We start from the raw sequence: 26132 nt of genomic DNA on the forward strand, positions 1-26132 counted from the left end.
TTTGGGCATATACGAAAATAGTCTAGCAGTGTACCTTAAATTGATACCAAATCGTTACTCGGGGCCTTGAATGTCATCTTTAATGCAATTTGCTCACTGGATTACTGGCAATCCGTCGCTAGTCAAAGAAGACGGTATTTTTTGTTCGCCCCACACACTTGGCCTGTCTGCGCCGCCATCCTTGCCAACTTATCAAGGTAATCCTCGATTAGGCTTTGTCTATCAATCACTGATAAGCAGCCTTTTACAAAACACGCCTCGTTACACGCGAGTGGCTGAAGAGCTTCAACTCAATGACCAACACGGTCGTACAGTCGGTGCCATCGATTTTTTGTTACGCGATAATGACTCGCAACAGATTGAGCATTGGGAAGTCGCGATTAAGTTTTACTTGCTACATCAGAACCGTTGGTATGGCCCAAACGCCAAAGACCGATTAGATAAAAAAATTGATCACATGGTAAACCGGCAATTAACCCTCACCCAATCACCGGAGTTCATAGCTCAATTTAAAGACATTGAACCTCACGCGCATCATGCCATTATTCAAGGTCGCTTATATGTGAATCCTTTTGAACCGGCCCCAATTCCAAGTCAGTGTGCAGGCTTTGAACTCAATGCCAATCAAAGTATCGGCTATTGGTGTTTCGAACATCAGTTATCTCAGCTCGTCGAGCCAATTTACCCTCTAGAAAAGCTCGATTGGGCGACCGGGAAAGCGCCATTTCATCGTGCGATTCAAAACGCTCACCACCGCTTTATTCATGGCATCAGTCCTACTGGTCGATTTTGGTTTGTGGTGCCGGATTCATGGCCTGATACCAGTCAAAACAAATAACTGCGACGGATAATACCCAAACAACTTGAAGAGGCAGGTAGGCGACAAGCGAGCAAAACCTCTGAGCATAGATAAGCTATGTGATGAGGATTGAGAGTGCCAGTCAACACCGCTGCAACTTCAAGTGGGACGGGTATAATGCCCAAATAAAAAAGGCGACCGAAGTCGCCTTTGCATAGTGAATACATCACGCTAACTAATTAAAAGCCTGCATCAGCAAACACTTGATTAACGATATCTTGCGCTTCCGTTTCAATCTGTTTGAGATGCTCTGCACCTTTGAAACTTTCACAGTAGATCTTGTAAATGTCTTCTGTGCCAGATGGACGAGCCGCAAACCAGCCATGTTCTGTGGTCACTTTTAGGCCTCCGATAGCTGCACCATTACCTGGCGCATGCGTCAAGCGAGCGGTAATCGGATCACCAGCCAGTGTTTGCGCCGCCACCATCTCAGGTGAGAGCTTTTTCAATATCGCTTTTTGTTCGCCATTGGCGACGGCTTGAATACGGCTGTATTTCGACTCACCATGTTTCGCCGCAAGTTCTTCATAGTATTGCTGAGGATTTTTGCCTGTCACCGCTGTGATCTCAGCCGCAAGTAAGCAAAGTAAAATACCATCTTTATCTGTGGCCCAAGGCGTACCATCTTTACGTAGGAAAGACGCCCCAGCGCTCTCTTCACCACCAAAGCCAAATTGACCGGAGTAAAGGCCGTCAACAAACCATTTGAAACCGACAGGCACTTCACACAATTCACGACCAAGATCCGCCACAACGCGGTCAATCAATGCGCTTGATACCAGTGTCTTACCAACGGCCACATCTGCACGCCACTCACGACGATTGCGGTAAAGGTAATCGATACAAACAGCAAGGAAGTGATTTGGGTTCATTAGACCTTTTGGCGTCACAATGCCATGACGGTCAAAATCGGGGTCGTTGCCAAACGCCAGATCATACTGATCTTTAATTTCAAGTAAGCCAGCCATTGCATATGGAGATGAACAGTCCATACGCACAACGCCATCTTTATCAAGCGACATGAATTGGAATGTTGGGTCAATAGCCTCACTGACTAAGGTCAGTTCAAGATTGTACGCTTGGCCAATTTGGCGCCAGTAATCAATGCCGCTGCCTCCGAGTGGATCAACGCCGAGTTTCAATGAGGCTTTTTGAATCGCTTCCATGTCAATAACATTAACAAGATCGGCAACATAAGGCGCAACGAGATCTTGCTCAACAAACAGTGGGCTCTGTTTAGCTTGTTCAATTGGCAGACGTTTTACTTCCACGAGGTTATCAGCAATCAGAGCATTAGCTCGTTGTTCAATAGCCTTAGTTAACGCATCTTCTGCCGGACCACCATGAGTCGGGTTGTACTTAATACCACCGTCTTGTGGTGGGTTATGCGATGGAGTGATCACGATACCATCGGCTTTCGCCTCGTGCGCTAGGTTGTATGTCAAAATCGCATGTGAAATGCCCGGTGTTGGCGTGTAACCGTTGTCTTTTTGAGTAATAACCGTCACGCCGTTAGCCACGAGAACTTCTACTACGCTAGCAAACGCAGGCTCTGACAACGCATGCGTATCTTTACCCACAAACAAAGGGCCCGTCGTGCCACGCTCGGCGCGCACGTCTGCCACAGCTTGTGCTATCGCAACAATATGAGCTTCATTAAATGTATGATTATCTGCACAACCACGATGGCCTGATGTTCCAAACTGGACCGCATGTTCAGGGTTGTTCGCTTGAGGTTGTAATAAGTAGTAGTTTGCTACCAAAGCAGGAATGTTATGCAAGTCTTCCTGTAAAGCCTTTTGTCCGGCGCGCGCAAAAATAGCCATAGTCGACATCCTTCAATTCGTTATTATGGGAAAATAAAAAAAACGCCCCACCGCTGTCAAAATAAGCGATGGAGCGTCGATGTTTAAATCGATAAAGTGACCTTTTCAATCAGCTCTTGTGGATATTCAAGCTGTGCCATCACTTGTTCTACCATTTGCCGTTTGCGGCTGGTGTTGTTGTTTGTGATAACCCAAAAAGGCGTATTAGGAATGAGCTTAGGTTTTGTTGTTGTCCCGCTCGCCAACAACGTTGCCTCATTATCCGCGAAATAAACGCGTTTGCGTCCTTTCACCTGTGTCGCCTGAGCAAATGCATTCGGATCGATGTGATGCAGCGTACTCAGCACTAGCATGAAGCGATCAATCGCCTTCTTAAGCGTGGCGAATTCGTCGGAAATCAATAAAGTCCGCATCTCTTTAACGCCATCCACAGCCAGTGCTGCATCTGCCTCTTTGCTGACCACGATACTCACAGATTCTGCTGGCAAAACAGCCGCAGATTTAGCATCAAAACCCAATAATCGACGCAAAATATCGGAAGCGCTCTCACCAATGTGCTGGGTTTGACCTGCAATGTAACGATACAGCTCCTCATCAACCTCAATTGTTTTCATTCGCTTTTCACAATCTCAATGTTTAAACTTGCGAGGATTATAACGAGATCCATCTCGATACTCCACGTTAAACCCATCAAGAATAAGATAAAATGTCAGCACTGCTTAACCACACGATCCAAGGCACAGGACAGCCATTGATTTTGATCCATGGTCTGTTTGGTAGCCTGGCAAATCTCGGCCTTTTAGCACGAGATTTTTCAAAAGATTATCAAGTAATTAGCGTAGACCTGCGCAATCATGGTCTCTCGTTTCATCATAACGAGCACAGCTACCAGGCCTTAGCTGAAGATTTGCTCACACTATTTGAGCACCTTAACATCAATCACGCGATTGTGATCGGACACTCAATGGGCGGAAAAGTGGCGATGAAATTAGCTGAGATCGCCGCTTCGCGTATCAGTAAATTAGTGATCCTCGACATGGCCCCAGTCGACTACCAAGAGCATCGTCACGAATCTGTGTTTCGCGCTCTTAATGCCATAGAGTCACATCCACCCACATCACGTTCTGATGCGCTACAGAAAATGGCCGAATTCATCGAGCTCGATGGGGTGAGACAATTTCTTGGTAAATCACTTTATCGTCATCCACAAACTGAGCGTTGGCAATGGCGTTTCAATGTCACACACCTTAGCGAAAATTACGCCAATATCATTGGCTGGCAGCCAATTAAAACCAGCGCGATACCCACACTCTTCATTAAGGGCGGCGATTCCGACTATCTTCTCCCAGAGCATCAACCCGCGATTCAAGCACAATTTTCTAACGCCAAAGCACATGTAATTAGTCATACCGGGCATTGGCTGCACGCGGAAAAGCCTGAATTAGTGATTCGCGCCATTCGAAAGTTTCTAGCGCATTAACCACTAGTGACAGTCTGACGTGACAAGAAGGGAGCAAACACGTTTTTAAAGGACACAGCCAATGCGAGTGCGTCGCAAAGTCAATTAACTTTGGTGCCACATAATGATATAGTGCTTGCAAGCGAAAACACGCAGATAGGGACGCTATGCTGTACGACTATATCAACGCGCTTGAATCCATCGGTTTAGACCTGCTTTTTGCCGCTATCTTTTTTTTGATCGCAATGGCAATAAGAGACGTATTGAACCGCGGAAATGTCCCAGCGTTTGGCCGTCGTATTGTATGGCTGGTTCTGTTTCTTGGCTGTTCTGGGTTCATTGCCAAAGGGCTAATCCAGCTTAGCTGGGAGGGTGCTGGGCTCGGATAAAAACGAGCTTGGCCCAACTAAAAAGATAATCAAAGGTGCAAACTATATGGCAAGCGTAGGTATCTTCTTCGGCAGCGACACAGGTAATACTGAAGCAGTCGCTAAGATGATTCAAAAGCAACTCGGTAAACAACTGGTTCACGTCCAAGATATCGCAAAAAGCAGTAAAGAAGACATTGATAACTTCGATCTATTGCTGCTTGGGATCCCAACGTGGTACTACGGTGAAGCTCAGTGCGATTGGGATGACTTTTTCCCAGAACTCGAGCAAATTGACTTTTCAACCAAACTCGTCGCCATTTTTGGATGCGGTGACCAAGAAGATTACGCAGAATACTTCTGTGATGCTATGGGCACCATCCGCGATATCGTCGAAGCAAAGGGCGGCACCATTTTAGGCTACACCCCGACTGAAGGTTATGAGTTCGAAGCATCTAAAGCACTCGTTAACGGCGACGATAGCCACTTTGTGGGCTTGTGTATTGATGAAGATCGTCAGCCCGAACTCACTGAGAAGCGCGTTGAGGATTGGGTCAAGCAAATCTACGATGAAATGTGTTTGGCTGAGCTAGACGCAGAATAATTCGGTACTCGACGCGATGATATCTTTCATCGACACAAGAATATTGACTCTGACGCTCTCTCTTTAGGAGGGCGTTTTTTTTGCGTCACTCCATTCGCGATACTGCGCCTTTTTTCGTATGTACAAAGTTCGCTCGACATTTGCAACGACTTTACCACTTTCATCTTTTACTAAGATGCTAAAACAGGGAAAAAACTTATCGCCCTCGCATGTTGCGCGATAAATCTCGTTGAGCATTGGCTCGGTTAATTCAAAATGTGCGGTCAGATCGCCTTTACCTGGGCTGACAAAGTTAATTTGAGCTTGTCTATCCCAAACATAATATTGCTCGCCTAAAATGCCCATGAGCATCAAAGAGTATACAGGATCCGTCATCGAAAAAATGCTGCCGCCATACTGAGTGCGATTGGCATTTTTATTCCACCACCGCAGCTTAAGGCGCACATTAACCTCTCGAAAATCTTCACTAATTGAGGTAATAGATATTCCCGCCCCCCAAAACGGCGGCCACAGGTTCAACGCCCATTTCACCGTATTTGGTCGATACCATTTCACCATACGTTTATTCATCGCCTATCACCACCGCACTTGTTACTTAAATGTTACTGGTCTGATCTGCACTATACTCGTATTCGTAGCACGGAAACAACACTTCTTTTCAACCCTTTGAACTTCGTGGTTTATTGTTAATGGCGCTTCCCCTATAATGGTCCAATATAAACAATGCGTGATACCGCAGATCATCAACGGGAAAGTATATGCCAGACAATAATCAGGCACTGAAGGATGCCGGACTCAAAGTTACGCTTCCACGCCTAAAAATTCTTGAGGTGCTTCAACAGCCCGATTGCCAACACATCAGCGCTGAAGATTTGTATAAGAAGCTGATCGATCTGGGGGAAGAGATTGGTCTTGCCACGGTATATCGCGTTCTCAACCAATTTGATGATGCCGGTATCGTGACGCGTCATCACTTCGAAGGCGGCAAATCCGTTTTTGAGCTATCAACGCAGCATCACCATGACCATCTTGTTTGCTTAGATTGCGGCGAGGTGATTGAGTTCTCTGATAGTATGATTGAACAACGCCAAAAAGAAATTGCCGCGCTTTATAATATCGAGCTAACTAACCACAGCTTATATCTTTATGGCAAATGCATCGGTGGCGCTTGTAAAACGCAAAGTGATGCACACAAACCAAAGCAAAGCTAGCTCATTAGCATGACACATAAAAAAACCAGCACATTGTGCTGGTTTTTTTATGACATAACGCAGCTTGGCCGCGTCTTTTCTCAAGTGGTCTCAAAAGGCAGATTAAACTTAAGTCTCTCAAGATTCCTTAACGGGTTAGCCCTTATTGCTAAGGGCTCGCAAATCAATCGTTGTCAATTTTCGCCCAAGTATCACGTAATCCAACCGTGCGGTTAAACACCAAAGCCTCAGGCTGTGAATCCTTAACATCCGCGCAGAAGTAACCCATACGCTCAAACTGATAACCAGCTTCTGGCAATGCTGTCGCAAGACTTGGCTCAACAAAACCTTGCATCACAATGAGTGAATCTGGGTTAATGGTTGCAGCAAAGTCATTTGCAGCCGCCGGATTGGCAACAGTAAACAGACGATCGTATAGACGAATTTCCGCTGGCAGCGCTTTATCAGCAGAAACCCAGTGGATCACCCCTTTCACTTTACGACCATCTGCAGGGTTTTTACCTAAGGTCTCTGCGTCATAAGAGCAGAAAATGGTGGTAATATTACCTGCTTCATCTTTTTCAATGCGTTCTGCTTTGACAACATACGCACCACGCAAGCGAACTTCTTTACCCAGAACCAAGCGCTTGTATTTCTTATTGGCTTCTTCACGGAAGTCTTCACGCTCAATCCATAACTCACGAGTAAATGGCACTTCACGCTCACCCATTTCTGGTTTATTTGGATGATTTGCAACCGTCAGATTCTCAATAGAATCGGCAGGGAAATTTTCAATCACCAATTTAACCGGATCGAGAACCGCCATAGCGCGAGGCGCATTTTCATTGAGATCATCGCGAATGCAAGACTCTAACGCGCCAAACTCAATCATATTTTCTTGTTTCGTCACACCAATGCGCTGGCAAAACTCGCGAATGGACGCTGGCGTAAAACCACGGCGGCGCAAACCAGAAATCGTCGGCATGCGCGGATCATCCCAGCCATTAACTAACTTTTCGCTTACCAACTGGTTTAGCTTACGTTTTGACATCACAGTGTATTCGAGATTCAAGCGACTGAATTCATACTGATGAGGTCGACAGTCTATCGTGATGTTATCCAAAACCCAGTCGTATAGACGACGGTTATCCATAAATTCAAGTGTGCAAATTGAATGCGTGATCCCTTCAATCGCATCAGAAATGCAATGAGTAAAATCATACATTGGATAAATACACCATTTATCCCCTGTTTGATGATGTGACGCAAAACGAACGCGGTAAAGCACAGGGTCGCGCATGACCATAAACGAAGAGCTCATATCAATCTTGGCACGAAGACACGCCTTTCCTTCTTCAAAGCCGCCATCGCGCATTTTTTCAAATAGTGCTAAGTTTTCTGCAATTGGACGGTCGCGATATGGGCTCGGTTTACCTGGAGCCGTCAGTGTTCCACGATATTCACGGATTTCATCAGGGCTTAGCTCATCCACATAAGCTAGGCCTTTGTTAATGAGTTCAACAGCATAACCATAAAGCGCATCAAAGTAGTTTGATGAGTAACACGCTTCACCAGCCCACTCAAACCCTAGCCAATGTACGTCTTTTTTGATTGACTCAACGTATTCGATGTCTTCTTTTTCAGGGTTGGTGTCGTCAAAGCGAAGGTTACACTGGCCCTGATAGTCCTGAGCAATACCAAAATTTAAACAGATTGATTTGGCATGACCGATATGCAAGTAGCCATTTGGCTCTGGCGGGAATCGAGTATGCACGCTGGTATGTTTGCCCTCCGCTAGATCTTTATCAATAATCTGGCGGATAAAGTTTGATGGACGAGCATCAGCTTCACTCATCTAAAGCACCTCAAATATTCGTATTGTCGGAAAATGGACGCATTAGCTCACAGCGCCAATGCGGTTACCTTAAGGCAGATTTGGGATTCCTAAAGCGCTTATCGCTAGTGTAAACAGCAAACAAGTCCGGACCTCTTACCTAGGTATATACCCAAGTGACCTCAAGATGCTAGATTCAGAGCCGGCTCACTGGGCTGAGAGCAAGGCAAACAACGCAGCGAAATAGCGAGTCTATTTTCAAGTTGTTTAACGCTGCTATCGGTTCAGCGATTGGCTCCCAAAGGGCGAGCCGCCTTGGCTCATCAGCTTTGTTGACAATTTTCGATTGAGAACCACTCAATCTTCAAACCCTCGCCTCACTGACAAATCAAGTCATTCTCGCTGAACCATGCATCTTGAGGTTACTTGGGTATATAACCAATTATGATCCATCATTCCACTAAAATAGACAACTAGATCTGCGCTGAAATACCAACAATTTGTCACTTTGCCAGTAAAGCGCGACGCAACCGCAGACAAAACTCTGCCTCACAACGAAAAATCCCCACCGAAGTGGGGATTTTTCGTACTCATTTAACCGAAAGCCGAGACTTTTGATTATCTAAGTAATACGTAGGGTAACGACTACTCTAATTATGCTGGCAGCTCAACCGCGGCCAGATCTTCATCATTTGAGATGGCCTTCATTTCATTGGCAATGATCTCTGCCAGCGGGCCTAAAATCACTTGCAGGTTATTCGTACCCAGCTTCACGACACCCATGGCACCAAGATCTTTTAATGTTTTCTCGTTAATGACACTCATATCCTTAACGGTCAAACGCAGGCGTGTAATACACGCATCAATGTTAGCTAAGTTCTCATGACCACCTAACGCTTTTAGGTATTGACGAGCGAGGCCTGCTGAGTCACCTGAACCCGCTGCAACGACAGTGTCACCACTTTCGTCGTCTTCACGTCCAGGAGTACTCAGGCTGAACTTGGTGATTGCAGCGCGGAAAATCACGTAGTAAATGGCGAAGAACGCAGCGCCTTGCAGTAGCAACATGTACCACTTGTTCGCGAGTGGGTTTTGCGCAGAAAGCAGCATATCCACAAGACCAGCAGAGAAACCAAAGCCCGCAGTCCAGTTCATCAAGTCGGCGATAAACAAAGAGATACCGGTTAATACTGCATGAAGTACATACAAAGCAGGTGCAAGGAACATGAATGAGAACTCTAGCGGCTCAGTAACACCAGTAAAGAACGATGCAAAACCAGCGGCTATCATGATGGATGCCACACGTGCTTTGTTTTCAGGTTTCGCGCAGTGGTACATCGCCAATGCTGCGCCCGGTAGGCCAAACATCATGATAGGGAAGAAACCTGCCATGTAGCGTCCAGTCTCACCAACAACACCAACACCCGTTTCGATTGCATTTGGCGTCCACCAGTTTCCTAGATCATTGATGCCAGCCATATCGAACCAAAATACTGAATTGAGTGCATGGTGCAAGCCAACAGGGATCAATAAACGGTTAAAGAAGCCATAAAGACCCGAGCCCACTTCGCCCATACCAGTAATGCTCTCACCAAATCCGATAAGACCACTAAAGATCACAGGCCATGCAAACATCAGAACAAACGACATCAAAATGCCGGCAAAAGAAGTCAAAATGGGAACTAAACGCTTACCTGAGAAGAATGCAAGAGCCTTTGGCAGCTCAACCGCGGAGTAACGATTATAGATTTCTGCTGAGATGATACCCGCTAAAATACCAACAAACTGGTTTCCGATTTTTTGGAACGCCAAAGTGCTTTCGTTGTTGAGTGATATCATGCCAATCGCTTCTACGGTGGCAGGATTAAGTAGCGTTGTCACAACCATATAGCAAACAAAACCTGCCAATGCCGCAGCGCCATCTTTGTCTTTAGACATACCGTAAGCCACACCAATCGCAAATAGGACTGACATGTTATCAATAATGGCGGCGCCCGCTTTGATCAAAAAAGCGGCCATTGCATTGTTAGCGCCCCAACCCGTTGGATCAAGATAGTAGCCAATGCCCATCAATATCGCTGCTGCAGGAAGTGTGGCTACGGGCACCATGAGTGCCTTACCCACCTTCTGGAAGTATCCGAGAATATTCACCTTATGTTCCCCCTATGGAATTTTGGTTTTCTGCTGGACAACTTTTTTCGGTTATCCAATTTAGTCACGGTCAGTGTAAAAAAATAATTTCGCTCCGCAAATTAAAACGACTATGTTTGTGACCGTAATCACCAGATTTCTATGCTAAAGCACTTTTTTGCTAGCGAGATCATAAAACTTATTTTATGATTAAAAAAAATAACAAGACAAAGATAATATTACTGTCATAAACTCACAGTTATTAAGATGAACGTGCGTATTAGACCGTTGAGATGAATGCTTTTCCAAACAGGTGTTTGATTCATCTAACGATGTTTTCCTATCGTCATCGCTCTTGCATTAATTTGATTTTTTGCTGCACAAAATGACTTATGTTTTTGTACTAAAAGCTTGGTTGAATCCGCGATAAATCGCACAAGGCGGCGCACTATACCCAGTGATCCGAAAGGTCTCAAGATGAAATTCAACACAGCGAAACCAAAGTGCCAAGATGATATCAAGTCGTCATCTGATACCGCCTTGAACTGAAAGAATTTAAATCTCAATCGATAAGGATTAGCAGACTATGTACGCGCTAACGAATGGTAAAATTTTTACAGGAAATGATGTGCTGTATGATCATGCTGTGATCATCGAAAATAACCTGATCAACGCCATCGTGCCTATGAGTGACATTGCCGATCATGTTCCTCAACATGATATGAAGGGCGCTAATATCAGCCCTGGTTTTATTGACTTACAACTTAATGGCTGTGGTGGGGTTATGCTCAATGACGAGATCTCAGCCAACACCATGCAAATTATGCATGAAGCCAATCTTAAATCTGGATGCACCAGTTTTTTACCAACACTGATCACCTCATCAGATGCCGATATGCGCGCCGCAATCATTGCCGCGCGAGAATACCAAACCACCTATCGTAACCAATCCCTTGGATTGCATTTAGAAGGCCCCTACCTCAATGTATTGAAAAAGGGAATTCACAGTGTCGACTACATTCGCCCTTCTGATGACAGCATGATTGATTTTATCTGTGACAATGCCGACGTAGTCCGCAAAGTCACTCTAGCACCTGAGCTGAATCATCCAAAACACATCACGCGGCTGCGCCAATCTGGCATTGTGGTCGCAATTGGGCATAGTAATGCGAGTTATCAGCAAGCGCGCCAAGCCTTTGATGCTGGGATCACTTTTGCAACTCATCTATTTAATGCAATGACTCCTATGGTAGGGCGTGAGCCTGGTGTCGTTGGCGCAATTTACGATACTGACGATGTTTATGCTGGTGTGATTGCGGATGGCTTCCATGTTGATTACGCCAATATTCGCATTGCTCATAAAATCAAAGGTGACAAACTCGTATTAGTGACCGATGCCACAGCTCCAGCAGGTGCTGAAATGGATTACTTTATTTTTGTTGGTAAGAAAGTATATTACCGAGATGGCAAGTGCGTTGATGAAAATGGCACACTTGGCGGCTCAGCTTTGACCATGATTGAAGCAGTTCAAAACACAGTTGAGCATGTTGGTATCGCTTTAGACGAAGCACTGAGAATGGCGACACTCTACCCGGCTAAGGCCATTGGCGTCGATGACCATTTGGGTCGAATCAAACCTGGTATGATTGCAAACTTGGCCATTTTTGACCGTGATTTCAAAGTAAAAGCGACAGTAGTTAACGGACAATATGAGCAGAATTAGTGATGAATGGCGGACAGATCGGTAATGTAGACCTTGTAAAACAGCTTAACAGTGCGGCAGTTTACCGCCTAATTGATCAGCAAGGGCCGATCTCTCGCATTCAGGTGGCAGACGTCAGCCAATTGGCTCCAGCCAGTGTCACAAAAATCACTCGACAGCTCCTTGAGCACGGTTTGATCAAAGAAGTGGCGCAGCAAGCCTCTACCGGCGGTCGCCGCGCAATTTCTCTGCAAACCGAAACTCGCCCTTTTCATTCGATCGCCATCCGCCTTGGTCGAGATTATGTGCAATATGCACTCTATGACCTAAGCGGACGTGCTCTGGCAAATCAGCAACAGTCACTAGATTACCATAATCAACACGAGCTTATCGATGGACTGACGGCTCAACTTGAAGAGTTCATCAACCAGTGCACTCCTCAAATTGAGCAGTTTATCGCTATCGGAATCACCCTACCTGGATTAGTGAATCCTACCACAGGTGTGGTCGAATACATGCCCAACACCGATATCGATAATCTTGAACTTGGGAATATCATCAGTGAACGCTTCAACACCAGCTGCTTTGTCGGTAACGATGTTCGCAGCATGGCATTGGCTGAACACTATTTCGGCGCGAGTCGTGATTGCCAAGACTCGATTTTAGTCAGCGTGCATCGCGGTACGGGAGCCGGAATCATTGTCAATGGCCAAATTTTTCTTGGCTATAACCGTAATGTTGGGGAAATTGGGCATATTCAAATCGATCCGCTGGGAGAACAGTGTCAATGTGGCAATTTTGGCTGTTTAGAGACTGTTGCCGCCAACCCTGCGATCGTTAATACTGTCACGAAGTTGCTGACACAAGGTTACCCTTCAAGCCTTGCAGAGCTTAACTCCGTTACCATGGCAGACATTTGCAACCACGCTATTGCAGGGGATGAATTAGCAGCACAAAGCTTAATTCGCGTAGGTAACCAACTAGGTAAAGCCATTGCCATTACGGTCAATTTATTTAACCCGCAAAAAATCGTCATTGCCGGCGACATCACAATGGCTGAGTCGGTGATTTTCCCTGCGATCAAACGAAACATTCAAACCCAATCCCTTACTACCTTCCATAATAATTTACCGATCGTCGCCTCTGAAATCGACAAAGAGCCGACCTTGGGCGGATTTGCCATTATCAAACGCGCAATGCTCAATGGTGTATTACTACAAAAGCTGCTAGGAGAGTAAGGTCAGCCGCCTCAAGATACATGCTTCGCTACAAAGAGCTTGGACTTTCAATGACAACGTATATGAGAGCAGTCCCTATACCCAAACTACTTGAAGATGCAGGTAGGCGACCAGCGAACAAAGCCGAACAAAGCCTCTGAGCACTTCGTGAACATAGATAAACTATGTGATGCGGTTTGTGAGTGCTCGTCCCTTCATTTTTTAAAGGAAAGCGCTGCAACTTCAAGTAGGACGGGGATAACCTCATGAAGAAAGCACTTCGCTTTCAAGCGCTAAGGGGATATATCTTTGAGCAAAACTTAGGTTAGGCTACAATCTCGGGCTGGGTTATCCAGCCCGTTTTCGTTTTTAGGATTAAGCACATGGACATTGTACTCATAAGCGCAGCCTTCATTGCCGGATTTGCGGCACTGAAATGTCACCTTCCCCCTTTAGTTGGCTTTTTATTGGCGGGCTTTGCACTGCAAGCGTGGGGGTATCAGTCCAATGAAACTATTACGACACTTGCAGACCTCGGTGTCACTTTGCTGCTATTTACAATTGGTCTTAAACTCGACATCAAAACACTATTATCTAAAGAGATTTGGGCCAGCGCCACCTTCCATAATTTAACCACCAGCGTACTTTTTGCCGCATTATTTGCCGGTTTAAAACTGCTCGGTCTTGGTAGTTTTGCTAGTATGGATCTCGGTCAGTTACTGTTACTGGGCTTTGCTCTTTCCTTTTCAAGCACCGTATTTGCCGTCAAAGCGCTGCAAGAGAAAGGCGAAATGAACGCCACGTACGCATCAGTCGCCATTGGCATTTTAGTCATGCAAGATATTTTTGCGGTGATCTTTCTGACTGCCTCAACGGGAAAACTCCCCCATTGGTACGCTATCATCCTGTTTGGATTGCCACTATTACGACCGATATTTTTTAGGCTGCTGAATCGTGTCGGCCACAATGAAATGCTCGTATTATTTGGCGTTGTTTTTGCGCTCGTGGTTGGCGCAGGTTTGTTTACTTTAGTGGGAATGAAGCCTGATTTGGGCGCGCTGATTATGGGCATGATGCTCGCTGAACATCGCAAAGCGTCTGAATTATCTAAGTCACTGTTTAATATTAAAGAGTTATTTTTAGTCTGTTTTTTCCTCAATATCGGGCTCTCTGCCGAGCCCACACTGAACGCGCTCTTGTTGGCTCTGTTGTTCATCGCTCTGTTACCGCTGAAAGGTTTGCTCTATTTCATCACTATCAATGCCTTTAAGTTTCGTGTACGCACCTCATTATTAGCCTCACTCACGCTGTTCAATTACAGCGAGTTTGGTCTTATCGTCGGTGGTTTGGCGTTTTCGCTCGGTTGGATGTCGGCAGATATGATGGTGGCACTCGCATTAGCACTGTCCTTGTCTTTTGTTATCGCAGCCCCACTGAATCGCCTTGGACACAAAATTTATCAGCACTCTGGAAAGTGGTTACAAGAACATGCAGCAGAGAAACTCAATCAACGTGACCGATTAATTAACCCAGGGCAAGCGCAAGTGCTTATCTTAGGTATGGGGCGAATTGGCAGCGGAGCGTATGATGAACTTAAGGCGCGCTACGGCTCAATCTGCTTAGGTATCGAAGTAAAAGAAGATGCGGCGGCCGAACATCGAGAAGAAGGCCGTAATGTCATCGCAGCCGACGCTACCGACCCGGATTTTTGGGAGCGCATTTTAGACACCGCCCAAGTCAAATTGGTGCTCTTAGCGATGCCACATCATCAGGGGAATCAGACCGCTCTAAATCAGCTCAAAGCACGAGGATTTAAAGGGCAAGTTGCGGCCATTGCCGCGTACCAAGACCAATTCGACGGTCTCTTTGCCAGTGGCGTCGATGCAGCATTCAACATATACAGCGAGGCTGGTAGCGGTTTTGCTCGTCATGTCTGTGAACAACTTCAGCCGCCGTTAACTGCCAGAATTGATTGAGATTATACCCAGCAATGTTCTCTGATTTCACTTTAAAAGCGCTCCAATGAGCGCTTTTTTGTTGTTATTTTGGTCAGTTTTTAAATTCAGTTCACCAAATCAAACTTTTAATTAGAAAATTTCCACCAACATGGCTTTTGTTTTATTTTTTTTATCGTTTATCGTTGCGTTTTCGATTCAAAATGGCAGAGTAAAGCCAAGACCATTAAAAATTGTTCAAAAAGGATTTGGTATGTGTTCAGTATTTGGCATTCTTGATATAAAAACCGACGCAGCAGCGTTACGCCCAATCGCTTTAGAGATGTCGAAAAAATTACGCCATCGCGGCCCTGATTGGTCAGGTATCTACGCGAGTGAGCGCGCAATTTTAGCCCATGAACGTTTGGCCATTGTTGGTGTAAACAGTGGCGCTCAGCCTCTTTACAGCCCAGACAAATCTCTCATTTTGGCAGTTAACGGCGAAATTTATAACCATAAAGAAATTCGTGCGCGTTACGAAGGTCGCTATCAATTCCAAACCGATTCGGATTGTGAAGTGATTTTAGCGCTATACCAAGATAAAGGTGTTGAAGCGCTGGAAGAACTCAACGGCATCTTTGCTTTTGTGCTTTATGATGAAACCAAAGACGCGTTTTTGGTCGGTCGTGACCATATTGGCATCATTCCTCTTTATCAAGGCTATGACGAGCACGGTAACTATTATGTTGCTTCCGAGATGAAGGCGCTGACTCCGGTATGTAAAACCATCAGTGAATTCCCTCCTGGTAGCTACTACAGCTCTGACGATGCTGAGCCGCAACGTTACTATATTCGCGACTGGAATCACTATGATGAAGTCAAAGATAATGTTACGAGTAAAGAAGATCTTACCGCAGCGTTAGAAGCCGCAGTGAAGCGTCAATTAATGACAGACGTACCTTACGGCGTACTTTTGTCTGGCGGGCTCGACTCTTCTATCACTTCTGCGGTAGCGAAACGCTTTGCTGCAATGCGAGTTGAAGATGACGAAAAAACCCAAGCTTGGTGGCCACAGCTGCACTCCTTTGCCGTGGGACTTGAAGGCGCTCCAGATCTTAAAGCGGCGCGTGAAGTGGCAGAAAAAATCGGCACCGTTCATCATGAAATGACGTACACCATTCAAGAGGGGCTCGATGCCATTCGCGACGTTATTTACCACATTGAAACCTATGATGTCACCACCATTCGCGCGTCAACGCCAATGTATTTAATGGGACGCAAAATCAAAGCCATGGGGATCAAGATGGTGCTTTCTGGTGAAGGCGCTGATGAAATTTTCGGCGGTTATCTCTATTTCCACAAAGCGCCGAACGCGCGTGAATTCCATGAAGAAACCGTCCGCAAATTGCTCGCGCTTAACATGTTCGATTGCGCTCGTGCAAATAAATCGCTGGCAGCGTGGGGCGTCGAAGGCCGAGTGCCATTCTTAGACAAAGAATTTATCGATGTAGCAATGCGACTGAACCCAGCGGATAAGATGTGTGGCAACGGCAAAATGGAAAAACACATTCTGCGTGAATGCTTTGAGCATTATCTGCCAGAATCTATCGCGTGGCGCCAAAAAGAACAGTTCTCAGATGGTGTTGGCTATAGCTGGATTGATACTCTAAAAGCAGTAGCAGAAGAAAAAATCACTGATCAGCAGATGGAGAGCGCTGCATTTCGCTTCCCGTATAACACACCAACCACTAAAGAAGGTTATGTGTATCGCGAAATTTTTGAAGAGCTATTCCCGCTACCGTCTGCTGCAGAATGTGTTCCTGGCGGGCCATCAGTGGCATGCTCATCAGCCAAAGCAATTGAATGGGACGAGTCATTCAAAAACTGCGTTGACCCATCAGGCCGCGCCGTACAAACCGTACATAACGACGCATACTAAAAGTGTGGCCCTGTGCCACCAGTGCAAAAGGAGGCTAGCGATTTTCCTAGCCCCTGAGTAGAGAGAGAGCGAGTCCGATCACGGTCTCGCTTTTTTATTTATACCCAAGTGACTTCAAGATACAAGATTCAGAGCCAGATCACTGGGCAGAGAGCAAAGCAAACAACGCAGTGAAATAGCGAGTCTATTTTCAAATCCTCGCCCACTGATAAACCAAGGCATTCTCGCTGAACCATGCATCTTGAGGTTACTTGGGCATATCGATAAAACACATCAAAAATGAAAACTTATTTTGTCGCACGCAACCTTTGAGCCAGATAGAGAAATATTTTGCCATTTTTCAGTTCCTTAGCATCTTAGCGCCTCACTTCCTAATTTTGCATCTTATTGTGATCTTCGTCATTGAGGGGTATATGTAACGGCTCAAAATTACAGTCACGAAAAAGTTGGCGATCTATGGCAAAACAACATCAAATTTTTGGCCACCCACGCGGCCTATTTCTCCTGTTCGGTACCGAACTGTGGGAGCGATTCTCTTATTATGCGATGCGTGCCATCTTGGTACTCTATCTCACTGATACCACCATTAATGGCGGCCTCGGCTGGACGACAAAAGACGCGCTTGACCTTTACGGGATCTACACCGGTCTAGTCTATATCACTCCATTGATTGGCGGCTATCTTGCGGATAATTACCTTGGTCAACGCCGTGCCATTTTGCTTGGTGGCGCGCTGATGGCCATTGGTCAATTTACTCTGGCGATTCCTGCTGGGTATTTTGGTATCGACGGCATGACGACGTTCTACGCAGGCTTGGCGCTGCTTGTCGCGGGTAATGGATTGTTTAAGCCCAATATCTCCACCATGGTGGGCGATCTCTACCAAGAAGGTGATAATCGCCGCGATGGTGCGTTCACTATTTTTTATATGGGGATCAACATTGGCGCGTTGTTAGCAGGTCTCGTTGCGGGTTCAGTGACCAACAGTTTTGGCTGGCAAGCAGGCTTTGCTACCGCAGGTCTGGGTATGGTGATAAGTCTTATCATGCAAATGACGCTGGCTCCGTCGTGGCTTGGCGAGATTGGTAATGTCCCTGCAGCAGTGCGCGAGCGCGCTGCAAATAACAATGCCGAAAAAGTGCCGTTAACAGCACAAGAGATTGATCGCATTAAAGTTATCTTAGTGATGGGATTGTTTGTTATCGTCTTTTGGGCCGGTTTTGAACAAGCTGGCGGTTTAATGAATATTTATACTCAACAATATACCGACCGTATGTTAGGCAGCTTTGAAGTGCCAACTGCATGGTTCCAATCACTCAACCCATTTTTCATCATTACACTGGCACCCGTTCTTGCTGCGTTATGGGTGAAACTGGGCAAACGTGAACCCAATTCCCCTATCAAGTTCGCTTTGGCGCTGTTTTTCCTAGCCCTTGGCTTTGCTTGTATGGTTGGCGCGGTACTAGAGCAAGGTGGTGATGTGAATGCCAAAACATCGATGTGGTGGCTTGTTGGTGCATTTTTCTTTCACACCCTTGGTGAATTGTGTTTATCGCCGATTGGCTTGTCGCTTATTACGAAATTGGCACCATTACGTCTCGCTTCTTTGATGATGGGCGCGTGGTTTGGTTTTAATGCTATTGCAAGTTATGCTGCAGGTTACATCGGTTCACACGTTAATGAATTCGGTGCATTGCAAATCTTTGGCGGTATTGCAATTGCTGCGGCGATTTCTGGCGTTATTTTATTGCTACTGGCAAATACGCTCGTGCGCTGGATGCATGGCGCAGAAGGCGCAGCTGTTGCGTCCGAAGGTGAGGCTGACAACTCAAAAGCTCAGCTCGCTTAACATCGACGTTATAAAAAGGATCGCTCAAGCGATCCTTTTTTATGTTATTCATTCGACTAACGATAACGCGCCACCAACGATGTCATCATCTCAATATGAGAGTCACTGTCGTTAAGACAGCCAATGTAGTGGAACATTTCCCCCCCAGCGCCAAGGAAGCTCTCTTTGCACTCTTCTGCAATTTCTTCAAGCGTCTCTAAGCAATCTGCTGAAAATGCAGGCGTGATGATATCCAATCGCTTAATACCTTCGGTCGGCAAACGCTCCAACGTTTTATCCGTGTATGGCGTTAGCCACTCTTCCCGACCAAAGCGCGACTGATAACTCATTCCAATCTGCTGCTCCGTCAATCCCAGAGCTTGGCCAAGCAACAAAGTGGTGCGCTCACAATGCATTGGGTACACATCACCGTTATCGGCATAACGTTTGGGAATGCCATGATAAGAGCAAAGTAAATACTCACCTTTACCATGCTCATCCCAATGGGCACGGACTGACTCTGCTAATGCTTCAATGTATTGAGGATGCGCGTGATAATCATGAATCAGCGAAAACGCGGGGATCACAGGAAGCTGTTTGAAGGCTTTACTTACACCATCAAACACCGCAGCTGAGGTGGTACCGGAGTACTGCGGATAGAGGGGTAAAATGATGATCTCTTCAACACCACGTGCTAAAAGCGACTGAACACCACTTAAAAGACTTGGATTACCGTAAGTCATACCAAGCTCAACAGGAAGATTGAGTTTCGCTTCCAATTTGGCCGCTTGACGTTGCGAATAAACCATCAATGGTGAGCCTTCATCCATCCATACTGATTGATACAGTTTTGCGACACGAGGTGACCGAAGCGGTAGAATAATCCCATGCAGCAGCGGACACCAAAGCCAACGTGTCAAATCCACCACTCGTTTATCGTGCAAAAACTGGCTTAAAAATCGTTTCACCGCCGCAGGGGTCGGAGCATCCGGCGTGCCAAGATTGACAAGTAACACACCCTGTTTGTCTCTATGTTCCATTGACTGGTTCTCCATGCCGTTTTCTCAACATCTATACCCGAGTGGCTTCAAGACACGCGGTTCAGCGAGAGTGACTTGGGTATAAACCCAAAAAATAACAAAGCGACCGTTAGGTCAAACCTAAGGTCGCTTTAAATCAAACATAACCTAAAAATTATGCGAGTGCTTTTTCGATATCCGCGCTCACGTCAGACACAGGTTTTGTGCCATCAAACTTAAGGTATTGGGTGCGACCTGCTGCGGCTTCTTTGCCATAGTATTCGATAAGTGGCGCCGTTTGCTCATGGTAAACACCGAGACGTGCGCGTACCGTTTCTTCTTTATCGTCATCACGAACAACCAGATCTTCACCTGTGATGTCGTCTTTACCTTCCACTTTTGGTGGATTGTAAACCACATGGTAAGTACGTCCAGACGCCAAATGCGCGCGACGGCCAGCCATACGCTCAACGATTACGCTATCTGCAACATCAAACTCAATGACGTAATCGACATCAACGCCCATCTCTTTCAAGCCATCTGCTTGTGGAATTGTGCGAGGGAAACCATCCAGCAAAAAGCCTTTTTCACAATCGTCTTGCGCGATACGCTCTTTGATCAAACCCAAAATGATTTCATCAGAAACCAATTGACCAGCATCAATAACCGCTTTTGCCTTTTGGCCAAGCTCAGTACCCGCTTTGATGGCGGCGCGTAGCATGTCACCTGTCGAAATTTGTGGAATACCAAACTTCTCCATGATGAAGTTTGCTTGCGTGCCTTTACCTGCACCTGGAGCACCTAGAAGAATGATGCGCATGTTTAATCCTCTTAAATTGTATCGAGACGTCAATCTCACTGTTGATGCCGCGAGCTGCTCGCGACAGGCCAACCCTTTTAAATCATGGCGCATTCTAACACACAATTTCACTTGCGAATGCGCCTCTACGACTAAAGAATGCCGTTGTGCGCTTAACGATTGACCAAAAGGGCGTTAACCGAACCAAGGAACAATGATGGATCGTCAAGCGAACCACGCTCGGCCAACATCGCTTGTCCGAGTAACAACTCAACCCAGCGCCCAAATTGAACCTCATCGGCCTCGTCTGCCATCTGCTTCACCAGCGAATGATTCGGGTTAAGCTCAAAAATGTAATTCACTTTCGGTGCAGCTTGACCGGCAGCCTCCAGTAATTTGGCCATTTGCGTGCCCATTTCAAAATCATCGGTGACGACAACTGCGGGCGTGTTAGCCAGTTTAAAGGTGGTACGAACTTCTTTGACGCGATCGCCGAGGTAGCTTTGTGTGCGTTCGACAACCGATTTGAACTCTTGTTCTGTCTCTTGCTGCTGCGCTTTTTCGCCTTCATCATCAAACTGAGACAAGTCTAGGCCCGCTTTGGTGATAGACTGAAATGCCTTACCACCAAACTCAGTAAGATAGTTCATTACATACTCATCAATGCGATCAAACATCAAAATAACTTCAATGCCTTTGGCTTTGAATTGCTCAAGATGTGGGCTGTTTTTTGCCGCAAGGTAGCTGTCAGCGGTCAGATAATAAATCTTATCTTGGCCCTCTTTCATTCGCTCAACGTAGTCAGCTAACGCAACAGTTTGCTCATTGTTGTCATTATGAGTTGACGCGAAGCGTAGCAAGCCTGCCAGCTTCTCTTTGTTGGCGAAATCTTCCGCAGGACCTTCTTTTAGGACCAAACCAAACTCTTGCCAAAAGGCTTGATATTTTTCCGGTGAGTTTTTCGCCAACTTCTCAAGCATGGATAACACACGCTTGGTGCACGCGCTACGCAGAGATTGAGTCACTTTATTATCTTGGAGAATTTCTCGCGACACATTAAGAGGAAGATCGTTTGAATCAATCAAACCGCGCACAAAACGCAAGTACGATGGCATGAACTGTTCGGCATCGTCCATAATAAAGACCCGCTGAACATAGAGCTTAAGGCCCGATTTGTGATCTCGATTGAACAAGTCCCAAGGCGCTTTTGCCGGAATGTACAATAGACTGGTGTAATCGTTTTTCCCTTCAACTCGGTTATGGCTCCACGTCAAAGGGTCACTGTAATCGTGGGCAACATGCTTATAGAACTCTTGGTATTCTTCGTCACTGATCTCGCTTTTGCTGCGAGTCCAAAGTGCTTGAGCTTTGTTAATCTGCTCCCACTGTTTTTGGTCGGTTTCATTGCCGTCTTCATCACGTACTGTGGTCTGAATCGAAACAGGAATACCAATATGATCGGAATATTTACCGATAACTTCACGCAAGCGCCACTCTGACAGGAACTCTTTGCCCTCGTCACGCATGTGTAAAATAATCTCAGTGCCTCGGCTCGCTTTCTGAGTATCTTCAATGGTGTACTCACCTTCGCCTTGTGAGTGCCACAAAACGGCTTGATCTTCGCTGGCCGTCGCCGCGCGAGTACGAACCGTCACACTGTCTGCGACAATAAACGCCGAGTAAAAGCCCACTCCAAACTGACCAATCAGTTGTGAGTCCTTACTTTGTTCTTGCGATAACTGGGAGAAAAATTCTGCCGTACCCGACTTTGCGATAGTACCTAGGTGAGTGATCACTTCCTCACGCGTCATACCTATGCCATTGTCAGCAATGGTTAAGGTATTTGCTTCGGTGTCAAAGCTGAGTTTTACGCCCAGATCAGCATTGCCTTGATACAATTCAGGCGCCGATAATGCTTGAAAACGCAATTTATCAGCCGCATCCGATGCGTTTGATATCAATTCGCGCAGGAAAATTTCTTTGTTGGAATAAAGAGAATGGATCATCAAGTGCAGCAATTGCTTCACTTCCGATTGAAAACCCCGAGTTTCTTTGTTGTGAGTTGCTGTCTCGCTCATCTTCGCTCCGTTAAACAGTAGAATTCACGTCAATATTCAACCGCACGCTTATTAATATGTCGTTTGGTTGCACATCAATCGCTTCGTTATCGTTTAACATATGGCTGACAAATGTAAATTCAAGGCTAATAAGATCAAAAACGCTGTTTTTTTATATAAATTTAATTATGCTACCGCCATAAAAGTATCTAAATGACAATTCAGTTTTTTTTATACCCAAACAACTTGAACTTGAAGATGTAGGTAGGCGACAAGCGAACAGCGCCGCTGAGCATAGATAAGCTATGTGATAAGATGTGTGAGTGCCAGTCAACACCGCTGCAACTTCAAGTGGGATGGGTATAGATGATGAGCCACCGCTTCGCCGTAACGCCAAGCGCAGGTATGACGTAATCAACTCGATGTAACTCATGAGCAACATTGGAACCAAATATTCTATCGCGCAGCGCTTTGTTTTTGATCCCAACAACAATTCGCTGCTCGATCACGCAAACGACGAAGAGCTCGTACGCCTTGGCAGCAACGAGAGCCGCATTTTATTACTGTTATGCGAGAACCCAAATGCGATTTTAAGCCGTCAAGAGCTGCACGAGTTTGTCTGGCGTGAACAAGGTTTTGAAGTCGATGATTCGAGCCTCACTCAAGCGATTTCGACACTGCGTAAACTGCTGAAAGATTCAACCAAAACGCCTGAATTCGTCAAAACGGTTCCTAAACGTGGTTACCAGCTCATTTGTGGTGTCGAACGCGTCAAGCCAGTGTCACCGGAGCCGAGCCCAACAAAGATAGATGCCAAGACTGATATCACCGATAGCGGCCTTAGCGGCAATGAGAATAACCTTGCGCATGCTGATTTCGAGCCGATGATAGCGGACGGAACCGACACACCTGCTATTATGACCCATTCGGTCAGCGGGAGTATGTCGACCCAAACGTCATCCGAGGTAGCGCAGGCTCCATTATTTTCATCCCCATTGTCTCGTCGCATGAGATGGCTTGCCTCTTTGTTACTTTTAATCGCATTACCACTTGCTGCGTTTGCGCTCTCAAAACCCAATGAAGCTGAGTTTCGCCAAATTGCCAGCCATACAGGCGTTACGATTTTGGTGCCGCAACATCATCCAGATATTAAAGCTTGGCTACCAACAATAAAACGCTGTGTGAATCAATACACCAAAAATCAAGCCAAAGCATCGGATCTGAATCAAGTGATTGTCACGGGTGGTCAAAATCACTTATTGGTGATTAACTTTGTCCATCATCTCGATCAATCGAGTAAAAATTCCGCATTACGTCTCTTTACAGATGAACAAGTGGTCAATGAGGTTTGTCAATAATGAAACGGCGTTATCTAAAACAGAGTATTTATGTTTGCTTTGTACTGCTCTCTTTGACATTAAGTGCTTGGGTTTACTGGGTGAGTGACTTTAAGCTCAAAGCACTATTAACGGAAAGCGAGTGGCAGTCCTACAGTCAGTCGGTCATTTTTGATGATCAACAAGTCAGAGAGATGGTTGGTCCGCTGCGCGAAGTTCAAGTGAAAACTAACGTCAAATACCTAAGAGATGGTCACTATATTCGTGTGTCAACATTAAAGTTGACACCGCATAATTCAACCAATGATGTTGTGATCAATATTTCAGAGTCCGGCGTCTGGGAGGTAAGTGACAGTTACTTACTTTTGTCACCGCGAGAATTTAAAGATCTCTCCGCTTCGAAGTTAACCGATTTCTCTACAGAGCAGCTGAAGCTTATCACCCAAGTGTTTAAAATGGATGCACAGCAGAGTCGCCGAATCGATATTGTGAACGCGAAAACCTTGCTGTTGACAACGCTGGATCATGGTTCAACGCTGTTAGTCCGTCATTAGTTCGGATTGTCGAGCGCCAGATCGCATCATCCTCACTCGTTTTTAATTATTCCGCTCAAGGAGTGAGCGGAATATTACTCGGGCATTCCCGACCGCAGGAGCACCATTCTATGACCTGGCTTGACACTATCATCCTATTTTTAGGATCATTGCTGGCCAATACGCTCGCTGCGCTTTCTGGCGGCGGCGCGGGTTTATTGCAATTTCCACTACTGATTTTTCTTGATTTACCGTTTGGCCAAGCACTTGCGACACATAAAGTTGCCAGCGTTGCTTTAGGGCTTGGTGCCGCCTTAACACATGTGCGCAGTGGTCAACTACCACTGAAGTTCGCCCTTTATTTAACGCTCACCGGCGCAGCTGGCGCCGTTGTGGGTGCTAACCTCATTTTACATATTTCAACTCAATTCGCCGAAACACTGCTTGGAGTGATGATTCTAGCTCTGGGTGTTTACTCACGAATCCAAGCCGAACTCGGCCAACAGGAATCACCACAAAATCGCACAGTCTTTGGCTTTACCATTGGCGCCTTAGGCCTCTTTATGATTGGGGTGACAAACGGATCTCTCACCGCAGGCTCTGGTTTACTAGTGACTCTTTTTCTAGTCCGTTTTTTTGGATTCGCGTACAAACAAGCCGTCGCTCTAACCCTTGTGTGTGTTGGGCTATTTTGGAATGGTATTGGGGGCGCCGCAGTCGTTTGGGCTGGAGCCCCCATCTATTGGCCTTGGCTTCCTATCTTATTACTCTCGTCACTTCTTGGCGGCGCACTTGGCGCTAAACTCGCACTCAAACAGAGTAATCGCACGATTAAATTAGCATTTGAGCTACTTACCGTCTTGGTTGGCCTCAAGCTCCTTTTCAGCTAGCCTTGGTGTGGCTCTTGCATTTGAAGTCACGCATTTGCAGCCAGTGATACAGACCCTAATAACTCGCCAGAAAAACTGATTACTTTCAGTTGGCCATCTTCGAGCAAACCATAACTGGCTAAATGACCATCGCGAGGAAAAGTGACCGAGCCGGGGTTAAATATCAGGCAATTTTCCACCCATTGAGCCACAGGTAGGTGAGTATGTCCGTGCACAAGAACATCGCGTTGAGCCAAGGAAGGGAGATTGTTCTGATTGTAGCGATGACCGTGCGTCAGGAAAAGACGTTGTCCGGTCGCAAGCAGCACCCAAGCGTAATCCATCATCATCGGAAATGTCAGTAGCATTTGATCCACTTCACTATCGCAATTTCCTCGCACCGCAATAATCTCGTGAGCATACGCATTAAGGCATTTGGCCACTTCAGGTGGATTGTACCCATCAGGAATCGGATTTCGCGGTCCATGATTCAAAATGTCACCAAGTAAAATTAAGTGTTGTGCACCCGAGGCAACATATTGCGCCAGCATTTGTTGCGTTGCGGGCAGTGAACCGTGTAGATCTGAGGCAAAAAATAGTTTCACGATACCGCTCCAATAAATCAGTTG

At 46.0% G+C, this 26132-nt stretch carries 22 protein-coding genes; 13 read left to right on the top strand and 9 right to left on the bottom strand.

Annotated elements, in window-relative coordinates:
* Positions 1-70: 70 nt before the first annotated feature.
* Entirely contained in the window at positions 71-838 is a 768-nt protein-coding gene (locus tag HGP28_RS01595) for a DUF1853 family protein (protein WP_168834673.1), read from the top strand.
* Between the two features lie 200 nt (positions 839-1038).
* Here the strand turns inward: HGP28_RS01595 and pgm are convergent, their stop codons facing one another.
* Together pgm and seqA are read right to left on the bottom strand one after the other, a co-directional pair.
* Positions 1039-2685: a phosphoglucomutase (alpha-D-glucose-1,6-bisphosphate-dependent) gene (pgm, locus tag HGP28_RS01600; protein WP_168834674.1), complete on the bottom strand. Its 1647-nt coding sequence runs from the start codon at positions 2683-2685 to the stop codon at positions 1039-1041.
* A gap of 83 nt (positions 2686-2768) precedes the next feature.
* Positions 2769-3299 (bottom strand): replication initiation negative regulator SeqA, encoded by a 531-nt coding sequence (seqA, locus tag HGP28_RS01605; protein WP_168834675.1) that lies wholly within the window; start codon positions 3297-3299, stop codon positions 2769-2771.
* 92 nt (positions 3300-3391) lie between these two features.
* Here seqA and HGP28_RS01610 point away from each other — a divergent pair, with 92 nt between their 5' ends.
* The 3 genes from HGP28_RS01610 to fldA all read left to right on the top strand — a co-directional run bounded on the left by HGP28_RS01610 (position 3392) and on the right by fldA (position 5116).
* Positions 3392-4165 carry an alpha/beta fold hydrolase gene (locus tag HGP28_RS01610; protein WP_168834676.1) on the top strand — a complete coding sequence of 258 codons (774 nt, stop codon included), beginning with the start codon at positions 3392-3394 and terminating at the stop codon, positions 4163-4165.
* A 146-nt stretch (positions 4166-4311) separates the two neighbouring features.
* Complete coding sequence (locus HGP28_RS01615; protein ID WP_168834677.1) at positions 4312-4533, top strand: DUF2788 domain-containing protein; 222 nt, start codon at positions 4312-4314, stop codon at positions 4531-4533.
* Positions 4534-4579: 46 nt separating this feature from the next.
* Entirely contained in the window at positions 4580-5116 is a 537-nt protein-coding gene (fldA, locus tag HGP28_RS01620) for a flavodoxin FldA (protein ID WP_168834678.1), read from the top strand.
* Between the two features lie 63 nt (positions 5117-5179).
* Here fldA and HGP28_RS01625 read toward each other — a convergent pair whose 3' ends face one another.
* On the bottom strand, positions 5180-5686 hold the full coding sequence (locus tag HGP28_RS01625; RefSeq protein WP_168834679.1) for a DUF4442 domain-containing protein: 507 nt from the start codon (positions 5684-5686) through the stop codon (positions 5180-5182).
* Between the two features lie 188 nt (positions 5687-5874).
* On the opposite strand from HGP28_RS01625, the gene fcrX reads away from it, so the two are divergent.
* A complete protein-coding gene (gene fcrX, locus HGP28_RS01630; protein WP_168834680.1) occupies positions 5875-6327 on the top strand; it encodes a ferric iron uptake transcriptional regulator FcrX in 453 nt (150 codons plus the stop codon).
* A 163-nt stretch (positions 6328-6490) separates the two neighbouring features.
* Here fcrX and glnS read toward each other — a convergent pair whose 3' ends face one another.
* Positions 6491-8161 carry a glutamine--tRNA ligase gene (glnS, locus tag HGP28_RS01635; protein ID WP_168834681.1) on the bottom strand — a complete coding sequence of 557 codons (1671 nt, stop codon included), beginning with the start codon at positions 8159-8161 and terminating at the stop codon, positions 6491-6493.
* 633 nt (positions 8162-8794) lie between these two features.
* A complete protein-coding gene (gene nagE, locus HGP28_RS01640) occupies positions 8795-10291 on the bottom strand; it encodes an N-acetylglucosamine-specific PTS transporter subunit IIBC (RefSeq protein WP_168834682.1) in 1497 nt (498 codons plus the stop codon).
* A 565-nt stretch (positions 10292-10856) separates the two neighbouring features.
* Here nagE and nagA point away from each other — a divergent pair.
* The 5 genes from nagA (at position 10857) to HGP28_RS01665 (ending at position 18910) form a co-directional block, all read left to right on the top strand.
* Entirely contained in the window at positions 10857-11993 is a 1137-nt protein-coding gene (gene nagA, locus HGP28_RS01645; RefSeq protein ID WP_168834683.1) for an N-acetylglucosamine-6-phosphate deacetylase, read from the top strand.
* Positions 11994-11995: 2 nt separating this feature from the next.
* Positions 11996-13210, top strand: coding sequence for a DNA-binding transcriptional regulator NagC (gene nagC, locus HGP28_RS01650; RefSeq protein ID WP_168834684.1), 1215 nt, complete (start codon positions 11996-11998; stop codon positions 13208-13210).
* A 362-nt stretch (positions 13211-13572) separates the two neighbouring features.
* Positions 13573-15165 carry a cation:proton antiporter domain-containing protein gene (locus tag HGP28_RS01655; protein WP_168834685.1) on the top strand — a complete coding sequence of 531 codons (1593 nt, stop codon included), beginning with the start codon at positions 13573-13575 and terminating at the stop codon, positions 15163-15165.
* 232 nt (positions 15166-15397) lie between these two features.
* On the top strand, positions 15398-17062 hold the full coding sequence (gene asnB / locus HGP28_RS01660) for an asparagine synthase B (protein WP_168834686.1): 1665 nt from the start codon (positions 15398-15400) through the stop codon (positions 17060-17062).
* Between the two features lie 456 nt (positions 17063-17518).
* Positions 17519-18910, top strand: coding sequence for a peptide MFS transporter (locus tag HGP28_RS01665; RefSeq protein WP_168834687.1), 1392 nt, complete (start codon positions 17519-17521; stop codon positions 18908-18910).
* Positions 18911-18966: 56 nt separating this feature from the next.
* Here the strand turns inward: HGP28_RS01665 and hemH are convergent, their stop codons facing one another.
* The 3 genes from hemH to htpG form a co-directional block, all read right to left on the bottom strand.
* On the bottom strand, positions 18967-19929 hold the full coding sequence (gene hemH / locus HGP28_RS01670) for a ferrochelatase (protein ID WP_168834688.1): 963 nt from the start codon (positions 19927-19929) through the stop codon (positions 18967-18969).
* 154 nt (positions 19930-20083) lie between these two features.
* Positions 20084-20728, bottom strand: a complete 645-nt coding sequence (gene adk / locus HGP28_RS01675; protein ID WP_168834689.1) for an adenylate kinase — start codon at positions 20726-20728, stop codon at positions 20084-20086.
* Positions 20729-20880: 152 nt separating this feature from the next.
* The gene (gene htpG, locus HGP28_RS01680) at positions 20881-22785 is read right to left on the bottom strand and encodes a molecular chaperone HtpG (protein ID WP_168834690.1); all 1905 of its coding nucleotides are present in this window, start codon (positions 22783-22785) and stop codon (positions 20881-20883) included.
* A gap of 410 nt (positions 22786-23195) precedes the next feature.
* Between htpG and HGP28_RS01685 the strand changes: the two genes are divergently transcribed.
* From HGP28_RS01685 to HGP28_RS01695, 3 genes are all read left to right on the top strand, one after another.
* A complete protein-coding gene (locus HGP28_RS01685; RefSeq protein ID WP_168834691.1) occupies positions 23196-24122 on the top strand; it encodes a winged helix-turn-helix domain-containing protein in 927 nt (308 codons plus the stop codon).
* Positions 24122-24655 (top strand): regulatory protein ToxS, encoded by a 534-nt coding sequence (locus HGP28_RS01690; RefSeq protein WP_168834692.1) that lies wholly within the window; start codon positions 24122-24124, stop codon positions 24653-24655. The genes HGP28_RS01685 and HGP28_RS01690 overlap by 1 nt, the downstream gene beginning before the upstream one ends.
* 110 nt (positions 24656-24765) lie before the next feature.
* Positions 24766-25524 (top strand): sulfite exporter TauE/SafE family protein, encoded by a 759-nt coding sequence (locus HGP28_RS01695; RefSeq protein ID WP_168834693.1) that lies wholly within the window; start codon positions 24766-24768, stop codon positions 25522-25524.
* 26 nt (positions 25525-25550) lie between these two features.
* On the opposite strand, the gene yfcE is transcribed toward HGP28_RS01695, so the two are convergent.
* Positions 25551-26108 (bottom strand): phosphodiesterase, encoded by a 558-nt coding sequence (gene yfcE, locus HGP28_RS01700; RefSeq protein ID WP_168834694.1) that lies wholly within the window; start codon positions 26106-26108, stop codon positions 25551-25553.
* Positions 26109-26132 lie beyond the last annotated feature (24 nt).

Origin of the sequence: Vibrio agarilyticus (assembly GCF_012641465.1) — a bacterium.
Classification (GTDB): domain Bacteria; phylum Pseudomonadota; class Gammaproteobacteria; order Enterobacterales; family Vibrionaceae; genus Vibrio; species Vibrio agarilyticus.